Source organism: Burkholderia sp. BCC0097 (assembly GCF_902832985.1).
Lineage (GTDB): Bacteria > Pseudomonadota > Gammaproteobacteria > Burkholderiales > Burkholderiaceae > Burkholderia > Burkholderia orbicola.
On sequence record NZ_CADFDM010000006.1, the window covers coordinates 77,039 to 93,829 of the forward strand.

Annotated in this window: 16 protein-coding genes; 6 read left to right on the forward strand and 10 right to left on the reverse strand. The window is 66.2% G+C overall.

From position 1 onward, the window contains the following. Positions 1–138: 138 nt before the first annotated feature. Positions 139–591, forward strand: a complete 453-nt coding sequence (locus HWX07_RS20805) for a lipocalin-like domain-containing protein (protein ID WP_012328603.1) — start codon at positions 139–141, stop codon at positions 589–591. Positions 592–684: 93 nt separating this feature from the next. On the opposite strand, the gene HWX07_RS20810 is transcribed toward HWX07_RS20805, so the two are convergent. Beyond that, positions 685–2,982 carry an AsmA family protein gene (locus tag HWX07_RS20810; protein WP_175877521.1) on the reverse strand — a complete coding sequence of 766 codons (2,298 nt, stop codon included), beginning with the start codon at positions 2,980–2,982 and terminating at the stop codon, positions 685–687. 152 nt (positions 2,983–3,134) lie between these two features. Between HWX07_RS20810 and HWX07_RS20815 the strand changes: the two genes are divergently transcribed. Beyond that, positions 3,135–3,836, forward strand: coding sequence for an ATP-binding cassette domain-containing protein (locus tag HWX07_RS20815; RefSeq protein ID WP_175877522.1), 702 nt, complete (start codon positions 3,135–3,137; stop codon positions 3,834–3,836). After that, the gene (fetB, locus tag HWX07_RS20820) at positions 3,833–4,636 is read left to right on the forward strand and encodes an iron export ABC transporter permease subunit FetB (protein WP_175877523.1); all 804 of its coding nucleotides are present in this window, start codon (positions 3,833–3,835) and stop codon (positions 4,634–4,636) included. Before HWX07_RS20815 ends, fetB begins: the two co-directional genes overlap by 4 nt. Before the next feature lie 272 nt (positions 4,637–4,908). On the opposite strand, the gene HWX07_RS20825 is transcribed toward fetB, so the two are convergent. Together HWX07_RS20825 and HWX07_RS20830 are read right to left on the reverse strand one after the other, a co-directional pair. Next, on the reverse strand, positions 4,909–5,460 hold the full coding sequence (locus HWX07_RS20825) for a DUF6013 family protein (RefSeq protein WP_175808297.1): 552 nt from the start codon (positions 5,458–5,460) through the stop codon (positions 4,909–4,911). Between the two features lie 163 nt (positions 5,461–5,623). Next, positions 5,624–6,640 carry a zinc-binding alcohol dehydrogenase family protein gene (locus tag HWX07_RS20830; RefSeq protein ID WP_175877524.1) on the reverse strand — a complete coding sequence of 339 codons (1,017 nt, stop codon included), beginning with the start codon at positions 6,638–6,640 and terminating at the stop codon, positions 5,624–5,626. Positions 6,641–6,765: 125 nt separating this feature from the next. Between HWX07_RS20830 and HWX07_RS20835 the strand changes: the two genes are divergently transcribed. Together HWX07_RS20835 and serB are read left to right on the forward strand one after the other, a co-directional pair. Continuing rightward, a complete protein-coding gene (locus HWX07_RS20835; RefSeq protein WP_175877525.1) occupies positions 6,766–7,716 on the forward strand; it encodes a LysR family transcriptional regulator in 951 nt (316 codons plus the stop codon). 168 nt (positions 7,717–7,884) lie between these two features. Continuing rightward, entirely contained in the window at positions 7,885–8,730 is an 846-nt protein-coding gene (serB, locus tag HWX07_RS20840; protein ID WP_012328609.1) for a phosphoserine phosphatase SerB, read from the forward strand. Positions 8,731–8,817: 87 nt separating this feature from the next. Here serB and HWX07_RS20845 read toward each other — a convergent pair whose 3' ends face one another. From HWX07_RS20845 to HWX07_RS20865, 5 genes are all read right to left on the reverse strand, one after another. After that, on the reverse strand, positions 8,818–9,999 hold the full coding sequence (locus tag HWX07_RS20845; RefSeq protein WP_012328610.1) for a cystathionine beta-lyase: 1,182 nt from the start codon (positions 9,997–9,999) through the stop codon (positions 8,818–8,820). Between the two features lie 114 nt (positions 10,000–10,113). Continuing rightward, entirely contained in the window at positions 10,114–10,656 is a 543-nt protein-coding gene (locus HWX07_RS20850; protein WP_175877526.1) for a hypothetical protein, read from the reverse strand. 117 nt (positions 10,657–10,773) lie between these two features. Beyond that, positions 10,774–11,700 carry a sugar kinase gene (locus HWX07_RS20855; RefSeq protein ID WP_012328612.1) on the reverse strand — a complete coding sequence of 309 codons (927 nt, stop codon included), beginning with the start codon at positions 11,698–11,700 and terminating at the stop codon, positions 10,774–10,776. Between the two features lie 3 nt (positions 11,701–11,703). Beyond that, on the reverse strand, positions 11,704–13,065 hold the full coding sequence (gene rimO, locus HWX07_RS20860; protein WP_175877527.1) for a 30S ribosomal protein S12 methylthiotransferase RimO: 1,362 nt from the start codon (positions 13,063–13,065) through the stop codon (positions 11,704–11,706). Between the two features lie 305 nt (positions 13,066–13,370). Then, positions 13,371–13,844, reverse strand: coding sequence for a hypothetical protein (locus tag HWX07_RS20865; protein WP_125380630.1), 474 nt, complete (start codon positions 13,842–13,844; stop codon positions 13,371–13,373). A 646-nt stretch (positions 13,845–14,490) separates the two neighbouring features. Here HWX07_RS20865 and HWX07_RS20870 point away from each other — a divergent pair. Next, the gene (locus HWX07_RS20870) at positions 14,491–14,745 is read left to right on the forward strand and encodes a hypothetical protein (protein WP_175877528.1); all 255 of its coding nucleotides are present in this window, start codon (positions 14,491–14,493) and stop codon (positions 14,743–14,745) included. Positions 14,746–14,859: 114 nt separating this feature from the next. Here HWX07_RS20870 and HWX07_RS20875 read toward each other — a convergent pair whose 3' ends face one another. Beyond that, positions 14,860–15,834 (reverse strand): lysozyme inhibitor LprI family protein, encoded by a 975-nt coding sequence (locus HWX07_RS20875; protein ID WP_244130016.1) that lies wholly within the window; start codon positions 15,832–15,834, stop codon positions 14,860–14,862. Positions 15,835–16,114: 280 nt separating this feature from the next. Beyond that, the gene (gene phaR, locus HWX07_RS20880; RefSeq protein WP_006478701.1) at positions 16,115–16,681 is read right to left on the reverse strand and encodes a polyhydroxyalkanoate synthesis repressor PhaR; all 567 of its coding nucleotides are present in this window, start codon (positions 16,679–16,681) and stop codon (positions 16,115–16,117) included. Between the last annotated feature and the right edge of the window lie 110 nt (positions 16,682–16,791).

The following is a 16,791-nucleotide window of genomic DNA, read 5'->3' on the forward strand; positions in this document are numbered from 1 at the left end:
AACCGTGTATTTTAGCAGGTGTCGGAGAAACTGCCGACCGCACCGCCCCGGCGGCGTATTCGCAGCCCTCAGGCCCGCCGCCCGCCGGCCCGTCAACACGACGGCACGCGCTCCACTGCCGTCCTACCGGAATCCCGCATGCTCGCCAGCCAGCTTCGTGAACAACTCGTCGGCGCATGGCGCCTCGTGTCCTACGAAATCCGCCCGCGCGACGGCGGGACCGTCACCTATCCGCTCGGCCGCGACGCGCGGGGCTGGATCCTCTATACGCCCGACGGCTACATGTCCGCGCAGCTGATGGCGGCCGGCCGCCCACCCTACGCGGACGGCGACCTGCAGGGCGGCAGCGTCGAGGAGCGTGCGGCCGCGGCCCGCGGCTACATCGCGTATTCAGGCCCCTTTAACGTCGACGACGACGGCACGTTGACTCATGAAATGGACGTCAGCCTGTATCCGAACTGGATCGGCAATGTCCAGCAGCGTGTCGTCAGCCTGGACGGCGACCGGCTGCAACTCGGCACCGCCGGGCCAGTGCGGATCGGCGGCCGGGAGGTCGAGCCGGTGCTCGTCTGGGCTCGCGCTCGCCCCTGAGCACCTCGGCGGCGCTGCACGGCCGACACTCAGCCGATCGCGGCAACGACGCCGAGCCGCACCGCGGCACAAGCCGCTCGGCGGCTGCGCGCATCACTTGCCGGCCTTCTTGGCCGCTTTCTGCGCCGCCTGCGCCTTCATCTGCCCGAACAGTTCCGAGCAGGGCACATCGCGGTTGTTGCTCGGCGCGATCAGCGGAAGCAGCGCCGCGAACGGGTTGATCAGCCCGAGCCCGACCATCGCGCCGGCGCGCAGCGCGAGCGCGCCGGCATCGACGCCGACCTTCGGGTTCTTGAACGTGCCCTTCGCATACAACGGCGAGCGCAGCGAGAAGATCCGGAAGCCCTTCGTGTGCGGATGGATCTTCAGGTCGAGCGATTCGTCGCGCAAGTTGATCGGGCCGTCGACGTTGATGAGCGCATCGTCGGTATCGAGCGCGAAGACCTTCGGGTCGAGCATGCCGTCGGTCGCGACGAAATCGATCGCCGCGCAATTGATGTTGACGTCGCGGTTGCCGAACAGCTTCTCGTAGACGACGTTCGCGACGTTCAACCCCGCGGCCTCCATCAGCAGGCGGCTGATGCGGCCGTTGGTGATGAGCGCCTTCACTTCGCCCGTCGACGTCGCCGCGAGCGCGGCCGGCGAATTGCCCGTTGCCGACAGCGATGCGTCGCCGTTGATTTCGCCGAACGCCGTCTGCATCACCTTCTGCGTCGGGAACAGCTGCTTGAGCTTCAGATGCCGCGCGGCCAGCGTGAAACGGCCCTTGAGCGGCGTGCGGCTGCCGTCGAGATGCGCATTCGTCGCGAGCGTGCCGCCCGCGACGCCGAACTGCAGCGGCTCCAGCGTCAGCACGCCGTCCTGCATCAGAATGTGCGTGTACAGGTTCGTGATCGGCAGGTCCGCGCTCTTGATCAGCTTGCGGCCGGTGAACTTCACGTCCGCATCGATCGCGCTCCACCGTTCGGTGCGGAACGCCGCGACCGGCAGCACGCGGTCGGGCGGCTGGCGCGTCGTGTCGCCGCGCTTCTTCTTGCTCGCGGCCGAGTCGGCGCCGATCACCGGCGCGAGATCGGAGAACTGCAGCAGGTTCGACACGAGTTCGCCCGACAGCTTCGGCCGCGGCTCGCGCTGCGCCCAGGTGAGCGTGCCGCCGAGATCGCTGCCGCCGACGCGACCGTTGAAGTTCTCGTAGCGGAACGTGCTCGCGTTCGGCTTGAAGTTGCCGATCAAGCGGCCTTCGGTCGCGTAAGGCGGCGTATCGGGCAGCGTGATGCCGGTGAGCTGGTAAAGATGCGACATCGACGTGCCCTGCAGCCACAGCCGCAGGTCGAGCGCCGCGAGATGCCTCGGATCGGTCAGCGTGCCGACGATCGCGAGCCGCGTATCGCCGGCCTTCACGTCGGCCTGCAGCGGGAACGGCTGCGACGTATCCTGGATCGCGAGCACGCCGCCGACCTTGCCGGTGCCGCTGATCGGCACGTTCTTGTAGCGGCCGTCGACCTTCAGCCCGAACGCATAGGTGGGGCCGGACGGCTTCGCGGGCGCCGCGGCCCCGCTCGCGCCGGACGCGGCAGCGGCCGCCGACGCGGAAGGCGCGGACGAAGCGAATGAACCGGACGAAGCTGAAGCAGGCGAAGCAACGCCGCTCGCAGCCGACGCTCCCGAGGCCGCGGCCGCACTCGCGCCCGACGCCCCCGAGGCGGCTTGCGCATCGGCCTTCGCGCCCAGTTGCGCGGCGCCATGCTTGCCGACGCGCTGCGCAGACGCCGCACGCGAGGTCTGCTCCTGCTCCTTCAGCACGTCGCCGAGCGGAATCGGCTGGCCGAGCGTATCGATCGCGACGGTCAGGTCGGCCTTCGTGATCGCATCGCGATACGTGACGGTGCCCTTCGCGAAACCGAAGCTGTCGAGCCGCACCTTCCAGCGCGAAGGCTGCGACGATTGCTTGAACTGAAAGGTCCACGTATTGCTGCCGTCCGCGCGCCGCTCGAGATCGACGGCAGGATTCACGACGTCGATCGACGGGATGACGATTTCATGCGCCAGCAGCGGCAGGAGCGCGAGATCGAAGTGCGCGGCATCGAGCGTGACGAATTTGGGCGCCTGCGCCCAGTCGGGATTGCCGATCTCGAGTTGCGTGGCGGAGAAGCTCGGCCAGGGCACCCATGCGCGCCAGCCGGTCTCGCCATCGGGACGACGCCAGCCGACCTTGAGATCCCCGTTGATCGCGAACGGGCGGCCGAGCGCGGTACTCACCTGTTCGTTGACCCACGGTTTCGCGCGGTTCCAGTCGAACGTGAAGATAAAGATGCCGGCCGCCGCGATGAGCACCGCGACGATACCGACGATCCATGCAGCCGATTTGCCGATGGCTCGGGTTAGCGTCATGGCGGTTCCGTTGTTGTTCTGAAGCGTTGCCGCACCATGCCGGGCCGCTTGCGTGGACGAACGGCGCACGACAACTGCGGCTTTTCAATCGGTATTATGGCGCACGACATGGCGGCCTTTCGGCGCCATTAACGCTTTTTTTCATTTTTGACATGACCTCCTCCACCGGCCTCATCGACGCGCAGCACATCACGCGGCGCGACGCCAGCAGCGGCAAGACGCTGCTCGCCCCGACCGATTTCAGTCTCGCCGCGGGATCGCGAATTGCTATCACCGGACCATCCGGGTCGGGCAAGAGCGTGCTGCTGCGCGCGCTCGCGCTGCTCGATCCGCTCGACGGCGGCAGCCTCCTGTGGCGCGGCCGCCGGATCAGGCGCAGCGCGATTCCGCGCTACCGGCGCAGCATCGCCTATGTCCGCCAGCGCCCCGCGCAGATGGACGGCACCGTCGAAGCGCAGTTGCGCTACCCGTATTCGCTCGCGATCTATCGCGACGTCGCGTTCGACCGCGCCCGCGCCGAAGCGCTCGCCGCGCAGGCCGGCCGCGGCGCCGATTTTCTCGACAAGCGTGCGAGCGACCTGTCCGGCGGCGAAGCGCAGATCACCGCGCTGCTGCGCGTGCTGCAACTCGATCCCGACGTGCTGCTGCTCGACGAGCCGACCTCCGCGCTCGATCCCGAATCGGCGCGCGCGATCGAAGCGCTCGTCGGTGCGTGGTTCGACGCGGCGCCCGATGCGCGCGCCTATATGTGGATCTCGCACGATCCGGCCCAGGCCGCACGGATCGCCACGATGCAGCTCGTGATGCAGGCCGGCGTGCTGCACGCGGCCCACTCGACGGAGGCTGCGCAATGAGCCCGGCCCTGCAGGACCTGAGCCTCGTCGACGTCGGCATCGCCGCCGCGCTCGTCGCCGTCAACGGTGCGATCTCCGCGGCGCTGTCGCTCGGCCTCGGCCGCAAGCTCGCGCTCGCGGCGGTGCGCACCGTCGTGCAGTTGCTTGCGATCGGCTACGTGCTCGGCTGGGTGTTCGGCCATCCGCACTGGTACGTCGTGCTGCCGCTCACCGCGCTGATGACGCTGATCGCCGGCTTCGCGGGCGCGGGGCGCGGCAAGCGCACGTATCGCGGCCAGCGCATCGACAGCATCGCGTCGATCTGGTTCAGCAGCTGGTTCGTCGCGGCGGTCGGCCTGTTCGTCGTGATCCGCATCCATCCGTGGTTCACGCCGCAATACGCGATCCCGATCCTCGGGATGATTCTCGGCAATACGCTGACCGGCGTGTCGCTCGGCGTCGAGCGAATGATGGAAGAACTCACGGCGCGCCGCGATCGCGTCGAGACCGCGCTCGCGCTCGGCGCGACGCGCTGGGAGGCCGCGCAGGACGCGGCGCGCCAGGCCGTGCGCGCCGGCATGCTGCCGACGCTGAACCAGATGGCGGTGGTCGGCGTCGTGAGCCTGCCGGGGATGATGACGGGCCAGGTGCTGGCCGGCCAGTCGCCGCTACAGGCCGTCCGTTACCAGATCGTGATCATGTTCCTGATCGCCGCGGCGTCCGCGCTCGGCACCGTGGGCGCGGTGCTGATGACCTATCGCCGGCTGTTCTCGGCCGATCACCGCTTCCTCGCTTGGCGGCTCGAAGAGCGCACGCGGTGACGCGCGGCGGCGCGCGCTGCGCGGTCAGCACGCGCCTGCGACGCTTCATCGGAACGCGATGATCGGGAGGACGGAATGCGCGCGCGTATGACGTGACATCCGCATGACGTCGCGCAACGCCGTTGCACGGCGGTGGCACCGTACCGCGAAGTAGACAGCGGCACGCCTTGCAACGGCGGCACGGCACGCGCTGCTCGCGCGCCGCCCGGCTCGTTGCGCCGATCGAACCGGTTGCGCGCGCACCGAACGAAACGCCGGCCCGCGCGCGCCGCTCAATGCTTGATCGACACCGTCACCTTGGTGCCGTCGCTCATCGTCACGGCCTTCGAGCCGCCGTTGGTCGGAAGCGACACCCACTTCACCTGGCTCACCGACACGACGTCCGGACACTGCAGCGACTTCCCGCCGACCGTCACACTGCGCGTGCCCTTCGGCGCGGCTGCCTGGAAGCTCAACTGCACGTTGGCGACCCCCTTTGCATCGACCGATGGTGCGAGCCGCACCTGGGTCTGCCGCACCATCGCGCCGTTCGCGTCGCGCGGCAGGCTGTCGACGTTCGGGCAACCGTCCGGCATCGCGACCGCGCCGCTCGGCGGCACCGATTTCCAGTTGAAATCGTCCGTCTCGCCCGAGCGGATCTTGCGGGTCTCCTGCGTATTGCCGAAGGTCTTCGAGTCGACCTTGACGGTGTATTCGAGCTGTCCCGTCCCGCCGCCCTTCAGGCTGCCCTTGACCGGCGGCGCCGCGAATACGCTCGCGCTGACGCACGCCGCCGCGAACACGACCGACCACGATGCGGCGACCGACAAGCTGCGTTGGCTCATGCTGACCTCCTTGTCATGCGGCGGCACGCGCGTGCCGCTCGGTTTTCGATGCATGATGCGCTGCCAGTCTACCGCCAAGCGCGGTGCAATGCGCCGCAAACGCATCGGGTGTTACCCCGCTTGCGTTCACGGCGCCGTCACCTTATTGACGCGCGTTGTCGGCTCAAAACCCGCTCAACACGAGCTTGCCAATCGCGCGTCCGCCCTCGAGCATCCGGTGCGCGCGCAGCACGTTCTCGGCATTGATCGTGCCGAGTTGTTCGCCCAGCGTCGTGCGCAGCGTGCCGCCGTCGACGAGCCGCGCGACCTCGCTCAGGATCTTGTGCTGCTCGATCATGTCCGGCGTCTCGAACATCGCACGCGTGAACATGAACTCCCAGTGAAACGCCGCGCTCTTCGCCTTCAGCAATTCGACCGGCACCGGCTTCGCGTTCTCGACGATCGTGCAAATTCCGCCCTGCGGCCGGATGACTTCCGCTGCGGCCGGGAAATGATGGTCGGTATCGTTGAAGATCAGCACGTAGTCGACGCTCGGATGGCCGGCCTCGCGCAACTGCGCGGGCAGGTCGCCGAAATGGTCGACCACCGCATCCGCGCCCAGCGTGCGCACCCATTCGGCCGACGCCGGCCGCGACGCGGTCGCGATCACGTGCAGCTTGCCGAGCGTCTTCGCGAGCTGGATCGCGATCGAGCCCACGCCGCCCGCGCCGCCGATGATCAACACCGACTTGCCGGCGTCGGCACCCTGCGGCGACACGCGCAACCGGTCGAACAGCGCTTCCCACGCGGTCAGCGCGGTCAGCGGCAGCGCGGCGGCCGCCGCGAAGTCGAGCGTGCGCGGCTTCAACGCGACGATCCGCTCGTCGACCGCGTGGAATTCGCTGTTCGCGCCGGGCCGCGTGATGCTGCCCGCGTAGAACACTTCGTCGCCGGGCCGGAACAGCGTGACGTCGGCGCCGACCGCGACGACCGTGCCGGCCGCATCCCAGCCGAGCACGCGCGGCGTCTCCTCGACCTGCGGCTTCGGCGCACGCACCTTGGTGTCGACCGGGTTCACGGAAATCGCCTCGACCTTCACGAGCAGATCACGCGGGCCCGGCACGGGCTGCGGCAGTTCGACGTCGAGCAATGCTTGCGGGTCGTCGATCGGCAGATAACGGGTCAATCCAACGGCTTTCATTTCGATACTCCTTTCAGGGGAATCCGGCAGGCTGCGGCGCAACCTCCATGCGTGCCATCGTAGGCAACCCGATCCTTCGAGAAAACCGCTATATTTCCTGAAACATTTTCAGGAATTTCAGAATAATGACGTCCGATCCCGGGTCCGATCCGATTCCCGCGCCCGACAAGCCGCTCGATCTGCTCGACGTCGCACTGTTCGTGCGCGCGGCGCTGCTCGCGAACGTCACCGCGGCCGGGCGCGAATTCGGCGTGTCGGCCGCGGTCGCGAGCGCGCGCATCGCGCAGCTCGAACGCCAGCTCGGCGCACGGCTGCTGCACCGCACCACGCGCCGCATCAGCCTCACGCAGGACGGCGAAATCTTCATGGTGCGCGCCGACGCGCTGCTGGCGGCCGCCGACGCCGCACGCGCATCGGTCGGTCGCGGCCGCAGCGAACCGTACGGGCGGCTGAAGGTATCGATGTCGTCGTCGTTCGGCCGCCAGCACGTCGCGCCGGTGATTCCGGCGTTCCTGCGCCGCTACCCGTCCGTGTCGCTCGATCTGCGGCTGTCCGACGAGATCGTCGATCTGGTCGACGACGGCTACGACGTCGCGATCCGGCTGGGCGCGCTGAAGGATTCGACGCTCGTCGCCCGCAAGCTCGCCACTAACCGCCGCGTGCTGTGCTGCTCGCCCGCCTATCTCGCCGAACGCGGCACGCCGCGCCATCCGGCCGACTTGACGCAGCACGAATGCGTGATCCTCGGCGACCAGCGCGACTGGTCGTTCACGACGCCGCAGGGCCCGCTCACGGTGCGGGTCGGCGGCCGGCTCGTCGCGAGCAACGGCGAGGCGATCCGCGAAGCGCTCGTCGACGGCTTCGGGATCGCGATCAAGTCGACCTGGGACGTCGGCCCGCTGCTCGCGAGCGGCGCGCTCGTCAGCGTGCTCGACGACTACCCGTTCGCGGACGACGTCGCGATCTGGGCCGTCTATCCGAGCCGCGCGCACGTGCCGCTGAAAACGCTCGCGTTCATTACGTTTCTGGCCGAGCATTTCGGCGATCCGCCGTACTGGGATCGTGCAAGCGGCTGACCACCATCGCCCCGCGCCCGGTTTCGCGCCGGCGCCGGCCGCCCCGCGCGGCCAACGGGCTACAATGGCGCGTTCGCGACGCAACGGCCCGCAGCCGCACGGGGCCGCGTTCGCAGGCGGCCGTCCGCGGGCCGCGCACGTCATTCATTCGTCTCCCAACCACTCGTCATGACCCACAATCTCGTCATCCAGAGTCTCGCGCCGCTGTCGGACGCCCATCACAAACCGCTGCTCGCGCTGTCGCGCGGCACCCGCGTCGTGCAGACCGACGATCACGCGCTGCGGATCGAAAACGCCAGCCCGGCGCAGCGCCTCGACATCGACGCGTACTGCGGCACGCATGCGCTCGATTTCGGCTTCGTCGAGGCCGGCCTCGCGCTCGGCGATTTCGGGCTCGCGGTGATGGACATGGATTCGACGCTGATCACGATCGAGTGCATCGACGAGATCGCCGATTTCTGCGGATTGAAAACGCAGGTCGCGGAGATCACCGAAGCGTCGATGCGCGGCGAGATCCGCGATTTCAACGAAAGCCTGACGCGCCGCGTCGCGCTGCTGGCCGGGCTCGACGCGCACGCGCTCGAGCGCGTGTACGAAGAACGGCTGCAACTGTCGCCGGGCGCCGAGACGATGCTGGCGGGCGTAAAGGCTGCCGGCATGAAGACGCTGCTCGTGTCGGGCGGCTTCACGTTCTTCACCGAGCGGCTGAAAGCCCGCCTCGGCCTCGACTACGCGCATGCGAACACGCTCGAGATCGTCGACGGCAAGCTCACCGGCAAGGTGCTCGGCGAGATCGTCAACGCCGACGTGAAGGCGCGCCTGCTGCGCGAGACGTGCGCGTCGCTCGGCCTCGAGCCGCGCCGCGCGATCGCGATGGGCGACGGCTCGAACGACCTGAAGATGATGGCCGAAGCCGGGCTGTCGGTCGCGTTTCACGCGAAGCCCGTCGTGCGCGATGCGGCCACCGTCGCGTTCGACCACGTCGGCCTCGACGGGCTGCTGCGACTGTTCTGATCCCGCGGCACCTTCAATGAAAAACGCCGGCGCGATATCGCATCGCGCCGGCGTTTCGTTTTCGTGCCGGACGTTGCCGGCCTGCGATCAGCCCAGTGCGGCCTGCATCGCGCGCTCGATATCCGCGCGCAGGTCGGCTTCGTCCTCCAGGCCCACGTAGAAACGCACCAGCGTGCCGCGATGCGGCCAGTCCGGACGCATCGACGCGACGTCGTAAGGCATCGCGAGGCTGCACGCGCCGCCCCAGCTCCAGCCGATCGCGAACAGCTCGAGCGACTCGACGAAACGGTCGACCTGCTCCGCGCTGTAGCGTTCGTCGAACACCACCGAGAACAGCCCGCCCGCGCCCTTGAAATCGCGCATGAACGACGCGTGCCCCGGGCAGTCGGCGATCTGCGGATGCAGCACCGCGGCAATCTCCGGCCGCGCCTTCAGCCATTGCGCGAGCGCGAGCGCGCTCTTGCTGTGCGCATCGAAGCGCACCTGCATGCTCGGCAGGCTGCGCAGCACGAGCGAGCAATCGTCGACCGACACGCCGATCCCGCAGCGCATCCGCGCGAGCTTCAGCTTCGCGTGCAGTTCCGCGTTCGCGGTGATCGTCGCGCCCATCAGCACGTCGCTGCCGCCCGACTGATACTTGGTCAGCGCCTGCACGGAAATGTCGACGCCGTGCTCGAACGGCTTGAACGCGAGCCCCGCCGAAAAGGTGTTGTCGATCGCGGTGACGATGCCGCGCGCCTTCGCGGCCGCCGTGATCGCCTGCACGTCGGGCACTTCCATCGTCACCGAGCCCGGCGCCTCGAGCCAGATCAGCCGCGTGTTCGGCTGGATCAGCTCGGCGATGCCGGCGCCGATCAACGGATCGTAGAAACGCACGGTAATGCCGAAATCGTTCGCGAGCCAGTTGCCGAAATCGGCGTTCGGGCCGTACACGTTATGCGGAACCAGCACGTCGTCGCCCGCTTTCACGATCCCGAAGTAGACGTTCATGATCGCCGCGAGACCCGACGGCTGCAGCAGCGCGTGCGTGCCGCCCTCGATCTCGGCGAGCCGCTGCGCGAGCGCGAGCGACGTCGGCGTCGCGTGCAGCCCGTAGCGCCACTGGTTGTCGTCGTGCCAGACCAGCGCGCGCATCGTCGCGAGATCGGGGAACACGACCGTCGACGCGCGCGCGACCGGCGGCACGAACGAACGGAAGCCTTCCGGAATGACGTCGTCGGGTTGAACGATGCGGGTTTGCAGCGCGCGCTTGGAAGTGGATGCAGTCATGACTTGGGGGCCGGGCACGCGGCCGTTCGGTTGCGGAATATGTCGTTAGAGTAGCCAAAATCGGCGCGGTTGGCCCGGTACAATGCGCGCCGCCCACACCGAGCCAGCACGCGCTCAGTCGTCGGTACGCAGGTTGACGACGCCGCCCACCGTCTCGATTTCGCGCACGCGGCCATCGCGCACTTGCAGCGCCGCGCGCTTGCCCGGCGCCAGATGCAGCACGACCGGCTGCGGGTCCGATTCGTCCGAGTTCATCCGGTCGGCCTTCAGGTCGCCCGTCGCGTCGAAGCGGCCGATCCATACGCCGGTGATATTCGTGCCGTCGTTCGACTCCTCGATTTCCAGCGTATCGCCGTCGCGGTCGCCCGCGAGCAGCACCACCTCGCCCGTATCGGCGAACTGGTATTCGCCGTGCACGCCTTCCTCGTCCATCTTCGGGCCGAGATGCACGACGATCGGCCGGTCGCCGAGCGTGCCTTCGTAGCGCGGCAGGCGGGCGAACCCGGGATTCGGCTTCAGCGGCCGCGCCGGCGCCGGTTCATCCTGCTGCACGCCCGGCACGACCGCCTGCGCGGCGCCCAATCCCGGCATCGCGATGCCCGCCACCAGCGCACCGGCGACGACGAGCGCCCGTTGCCATTCCGAATATCGACCCACCTTGTGTTGCTCCTTGCTTCAGATTCGCCCGGCAATCGCGGACCGTGCCGGGTCGAGACCCGGTTCCTGCTGACAGCACAAGCCTGCGCGGCGAATGCGTCGGCATGCGTGACCGGGTCAGCCTTGCATCAGGCGTTCCACCGCATCGCGGTGCGGAATCGGCGCGACCGCGCCGTAACCGGTCGTCGACAGCGCCGCCGCCGCGTTTGCATAACGCGCGGCCGCGAACGGATCGTCGCCCGCGACGATCCGCGCGACGAACGCGCCGCCGAAGCAGTCGCCCGCACCGGTCGCGTCGACGGCCTCGACCGCGAAGCCCGGCACGACGCGCCGCTCGTTCGGCGTCGCGACATACGCGCCTTCCTTGCCGAGTTTCAGCGCGACGATCCGCGGCCCGTGTTCGAGCATCGCGTCGACGATCGCATCGCGATCGTTCGCGCCCGTGAGCGCCGTGACGTCGTCCCAGCTCGGCAAGCAGATGTCGGTCTGGCGCAGCGCCTCGCGCATCACCGCGCGGGCACGCGCCAGCGGCCACAGCTTCAGGCGCAGGTTCGTGTCGAAGCTGACCTTCGCGCCGTGGCGACGCGCATGGTCGATCGCCGCGAATGCCGCGTCGCACGCGGCCGTGCTGATCGCAAGACTGATGCCCGACAGGTGCACGGCTTTGGCGGCCGCGAGCGCGTCGAGCGGTAAATCGCCCGTCGCGTAGCGGCTCGCGGCCGACCCCGCGCGCAGATAGTCGAACTGGTGGCCGTCGGCGCCATGCGTGACGAAATACACGCCGGTCGGCGCCGAGCGGTCGATCCGCACGTACGTCGTGTCGACGCGTTCCGACGCCCACATGTCGGCGAGCAGACGGCCGAACGGATCGTCGCCGATCGCCGACACGAAGCCCGTCGACGCGCCCTGGCGCGCGGCCGCGATGCAGAAGTTCGACGTGTCGCCGCCGAACCCCTGCAGGAATTCAGGATGCCCCGGCCGCGACTGGTTGAACTCGATCATCGCCTCGCCGAGCGCGAGGATCTCCGGGAAGGCAGCGGCCATCGCTTACACCTCGCCCCACAGATCGTGGCCGTCGGCGCCCGTGATCTTCACGGACACGAAATCGCCGACCTTGTAGCGCTTCGATGCCTTCGCCGCCGGCTCGACGTAGACGACGCCGTCGATCTCCGGCGCATCGGCGGCCGTACGGCCGATGCCGCCTTCCGCGCCGACTTCATCGATCAGCACCTTGAGCGTCTTGCCGACCTTGCGCTGCATGCGGTTCGCCGACACTTCCTCGGCCACTTCCATGAAGCGCGCGCGACGTTCCTCGCGCACCTCGTCCGGCAGCGCGCCGTCCAGATCGTTCGCGGTCGCGCCTTCGACCGGCGAATACGCGAAACAGCCGACGCGATCGAGCTCCGCTTCGCGGATGAAGTCGAGCAGCGTTTCGAACTGTTCTTCCGTCTCGCCGGGGAAGCCCGCGATGAACGTGCTGCGGATCGTCAGGTCCGGGCAGATCTCGCGCCACTTCTGCACGCGCTCGAGCACCTTCTCGGCGTTCGCGGGACGCTTCATGCGCTTCAGCACTTCCGGATGCGCGTGCTGGAACGGCACGTCGAGATACGGCAGCACGTGGCCCTTGAACGCACCTTCGGCCATCAGCGGAATCACTTCGTCGACGCTCGGATACGGATACACGTAGTGCAGGCGCACCCACGCACCGTACTGCGCGGCGAGTTCGCCGAGCGCGGCGACCAAGTCGGTCATGCGCGTCTTGATCGGCTTGCCGTTCCAGAAGCCCGTGCGGTACTTCACGTCGACGCCGTATGCGCTCGTGTCCTGCGAGATCACGAGCAGTTCCTTCACGCCCGACTTGAACAGGTTCTCGGCTTCCAGCATCACTTCGGCGACCGGACGCGACACCAGATCGCCGCGCATCGACGGGATGATGCAGAACGTGCAGCGGTGGTTGCAGCCTTCGGAGATCTTCAGGTATGCGTAGTGACGCGGCGTGAGCTTGATGCCGGCCGCGGGCACGAGATCGACGAACGGATCGTGCGGCTTGGGCAGATGCGAATGCACGGCCTGCATCACTTCGCCCACCGCGTGCGGGCCGGTGACGGCGAGCACCTTCGGGTGGACTTCCTCGATCAGGTTCGAGCCGCTCGCGCTCGACTTCGCGCCGAGGCAGCCGGTGACGATGACCTTGCCGTTCTCGGTCAGCGCTTCGCCGATCGCGTCGAGGCTTTCCTGCACGGCTTCGTCGATGAAGCCGCAGGTGTTCACGACGACGAGGTCGGCGCCGTCGTAGCTGCCGGAGATTTCATAACCTTCGGCGCGCAGTTGCGTGATGATTTGTTCGGAATCGACGAGCGCTTTCGGGCACCCGAGGGATACGAACCCTACTTTGGGGGATTGGGACATCTGGAATGTGGGGGCGTGGCAGCAAAAGCGTGAGTTTACAGCGATTTAGGGTCCTGCGACCCAAAACGAGCGGTTGGCAGTGACGATGATCGGCAACTTGAGCACGCTGTTCGCCAGGTGGCCGGCAACGAGATGGAGGTTGATGCGTCCCTATCACTCGGGGACGAAGGGTTGTCGGCCTACCCTCAGACGGATCTCGCTATACAGCTTCCTGGTGATGACCCGTGCGCATGAGGCGTCGGACATGGAGCGCAAGCGAGTGAAGGCGGCAAGCGTAAGCCTGCCGCTCAATAAAAACCAATTGCTTACTCCTTGCGGATCACCGATTCATTTTTCAATTGAATTGGCACGATCGTACTGTAATACGGCCAAATATAAGGACCACCCGCACCTTGATTCAAGTCCTGATGGATTGCGGTATAACCTTCGATCGCCGGCGGAGAAGAGCTATCGATCACGAGCAGCATGATTGCGGTGATAGGCTTTTTGCCCGCCTCCCCGTTCTTCCATGTCATGTAGATGTATTTCCCGCCCGCCCCCGCCTTCAGATCTTGCGGACTCCAGCTCCAACCCGACGGCGGATTGGATTGAGCCTGGTCATACGCAACGAAATTCAGCGACGTGACCGGATTGCCATTACCGCATTGATAACCAATATAGATATACTGGCCGCCCACGCCGGTGTTTGTGTCAACAGTAAGAAAATCCCAAGGCGGCTGGTATTGCGGCCCCGGAGTACTTCCCGCTTGAGTCGTAAGCGCATTAATCGGATTTGTCATTTTTAACCCCTCTCTAGGTCCAAGAGACAAATCCAGTATATTTAAAACATACAAATAAGCAATCTCAAATTTGTCGCCCCCATTCCAACGAAGCTTATTGCACCTTCGTCAATTATGCTTGAATTTGATTATTATTTTAATCGACACAATTTATAAGCGCACACTACATTACGATGACTTTATTCCTCGCGCTCCCGCAGTGATTTACGAATTTGCCATCAAACATATACATCGTTGCAGTGGTTGCGCATCCTGGTCGTCAAGCGATCGCTCCTTGGCCCAAAGCATACGTACACGCGCGCAAGTGAATTGCTATGCGCAGCATGAAACCAGCAACGCCAGGGAACCGCGCCACCTTCTTCATGAAGCAAATGACAAAAGAGGGAAATATCTGGCGACAGGGTGACAAAAATCCCTATTCGGGAAATGACACGAAGCGCGTCCACCCACACCATCGCCCGAACGATGGCCGCATGCCGGGCGACGATGGCTAAGTCAGATGCGCGTCGGTACCGAACGCCGGACGGATGCACATAAGCATCGCGCGGTCAGTCAAACGTATTGCACAAGAATCCGCAAGGATTCGCGAAGCCGCTATGCGAAAATCGCCCCATCCGTTCTCTTCAATCGACCCAACGGGGCTCACATGACTATCCACCTCACGATCGAATTCACCGAACACGCCGCCGAAGCGATCGGCGAACAGACCAGCACCAGCTTTTCCTACGATCAGGGCGCGCACGTCCCGCAACCGGGCGACTTCGTCGAACTCGAAAACTCCCGGCAGACGTTTCTCGTGATCGGCCGCGTGTTCTCGCTCAAGGCCAACTACAGCGCCGTCAAGCTCGTGCTCGACCTGCCGCCGTCGGACGACGATCAGGATTTCGGCCCGGCGCACTGAGTCGCGGCTCAACGCGTCGCGCGATGGCCACAAGCCGCGTGCGCAATCCCTGCGGACGCAATGAAAAGACCCGTCCGCCATGGCGGGTCTTGCTCGAACACCGAAAGCTCCGCGTCAATACGCATCCGGAAACACCGGCGCGGTCAGACACCGATCGAACCACGCCGCATCGCCGCCATCGCCGAGCGGCCACAATTCGGCATCGAGTGGCGGCAGGTCCGTCACCGGCGCGGGTGTACGGCTCTCGCCGCCGGACGCCGCGGCGCGTACCCATCCCGCCTGTACGCTGCCGCTGTCGCATGCATGCGCGCCTTGCGCTTCGCAGAACGCCACCGGATGCACCTTTCCGCCGTCGGCCGCGCTCACCAGGCGGTACTGATAGACCGCGCCGGTCGCCCAGTCCTCGCTCTGGCTGCACACCCGCGCATGATGCTGCACGTGAATCGCGCCGAAACACGCATAAGAAACATGCGCGCCACTCGCATCGTCGGGGATGAAATCGCAGTTTGCATCGAAACCGGCCAGCGGGCCGCCGCCGTATTTCGCGAGCCACTGCCGCTCGGCCAGTGCTCGCGCGATCAGTCCGTCGCCCGATCGGTCGGCCAGCACGGCGGTGCGCCGATCGAAGGCCTTGCGCACTTCGTCGACGGCCAGCCGATGACCTTCGTAATCGGTATCGAGGCGCTTGTTGCGCGCGTCGAGCCAGCGGCGCTGGCTACGCACCAACATGTCGCGAATGGCGGTGTCCGGCGCGGCCTTCAGCGCGCCCGCATAGGCTGCACTCAACCGCGTATCGGCTGCGCGCAGCGCGGGGCTTGCACAAATGCGCTTCTCGATCGGCTGGACGGCTTTCGCGCAATTCATCGCAAAGCACGGCAAGGCCAGGCCGACACCCATCATGAACATCGCAGCAAGACCGGCCAGCCTGCCAATCGATGCCGTTCGAATCCCTCGCATGCTCTCTCTCAGTCGGTTTGTTTTTCTCGGCCGCTGCGCATCGACGCGGCATGGCACCTCTCGCCCTACGTGGGAACCGCTATCGCGTGCGCCAAAAGCGGCTTCCGTGCAGCGCTGCTCATGGTACGACACGCGAGCGCCCGCACGGACACGAACGCGCCCCGTCAGGCGCGGCGCGTCCCGGCTTTCATTCGTATGGACTGGATCTCGATCGACTGGAAAACGACGATGCCCGAGCATACCGGGCACGGGCATTCTGTGCCGACGATCCTGGACGACCGTCGGCGATTTCTTCCGGCAGGCAGCAAGCGCGCATCGTCGTGCCCGAATGCACGACGGCGACCGACCGCCCCGCTTCGCGGCGCCGACGCCCGACGGCTCGCGCCGCCACGGCCGGCCTGCCGCGAAACCGTTACTTCTTTTCGGGCTCCGGCGTGCCCGGTTGCTTGAACGGGAACGTGCTGAACATCGACTTCGCCTGGTTCTGCATCTGCTCCTGCATCTGCACGAACATGTTCTTCGACTGCTCGATGTAGCTCGTCATCATCCCTTGCATCATCGGCGCCTGCATGTTCATGAACTGCGACCAGACTTCCGGATTCATCGCGTTACCTTCGTAGAGGTTCTTCGATTGATCCGCGAGCTTGTTCTGGATGTCGATGAACGCCTGGATGTTCTTTTCCAGGTACGTGCCCATCATGCCCTGCATCGCATGACCGTAGAAACGGATGATCTGCGACAGCATCGACGACGAGAACATCGGCACGCCACCGCTTTCCTCCTCGAGGATGATCTGCAGGAGAATGCTGCGCGTCAGGTCTTCATTGGATTTCGCATCGACGACCTTGAAATCCTCCTGCTCCAGCACGAGCTGCTTCACGTCGGTCAGCGTAATGTACGTGCTTGTCTCTGTATCGTAGAGCCGGCGGTTCGGGTACTTCTTGATGAGCCGTTCGGCCGTCTTCTTTGTAGTAGTCATGTAACGCCTTTGAGTGCAGCGTAGCGCAAGTGACGAATCCCCGCCGCCCGAATCCGGGAGGCGGGGGCCTTCGGAAAACGCCCGGCTGCGCGGCCACCCGGCCGGCGCAG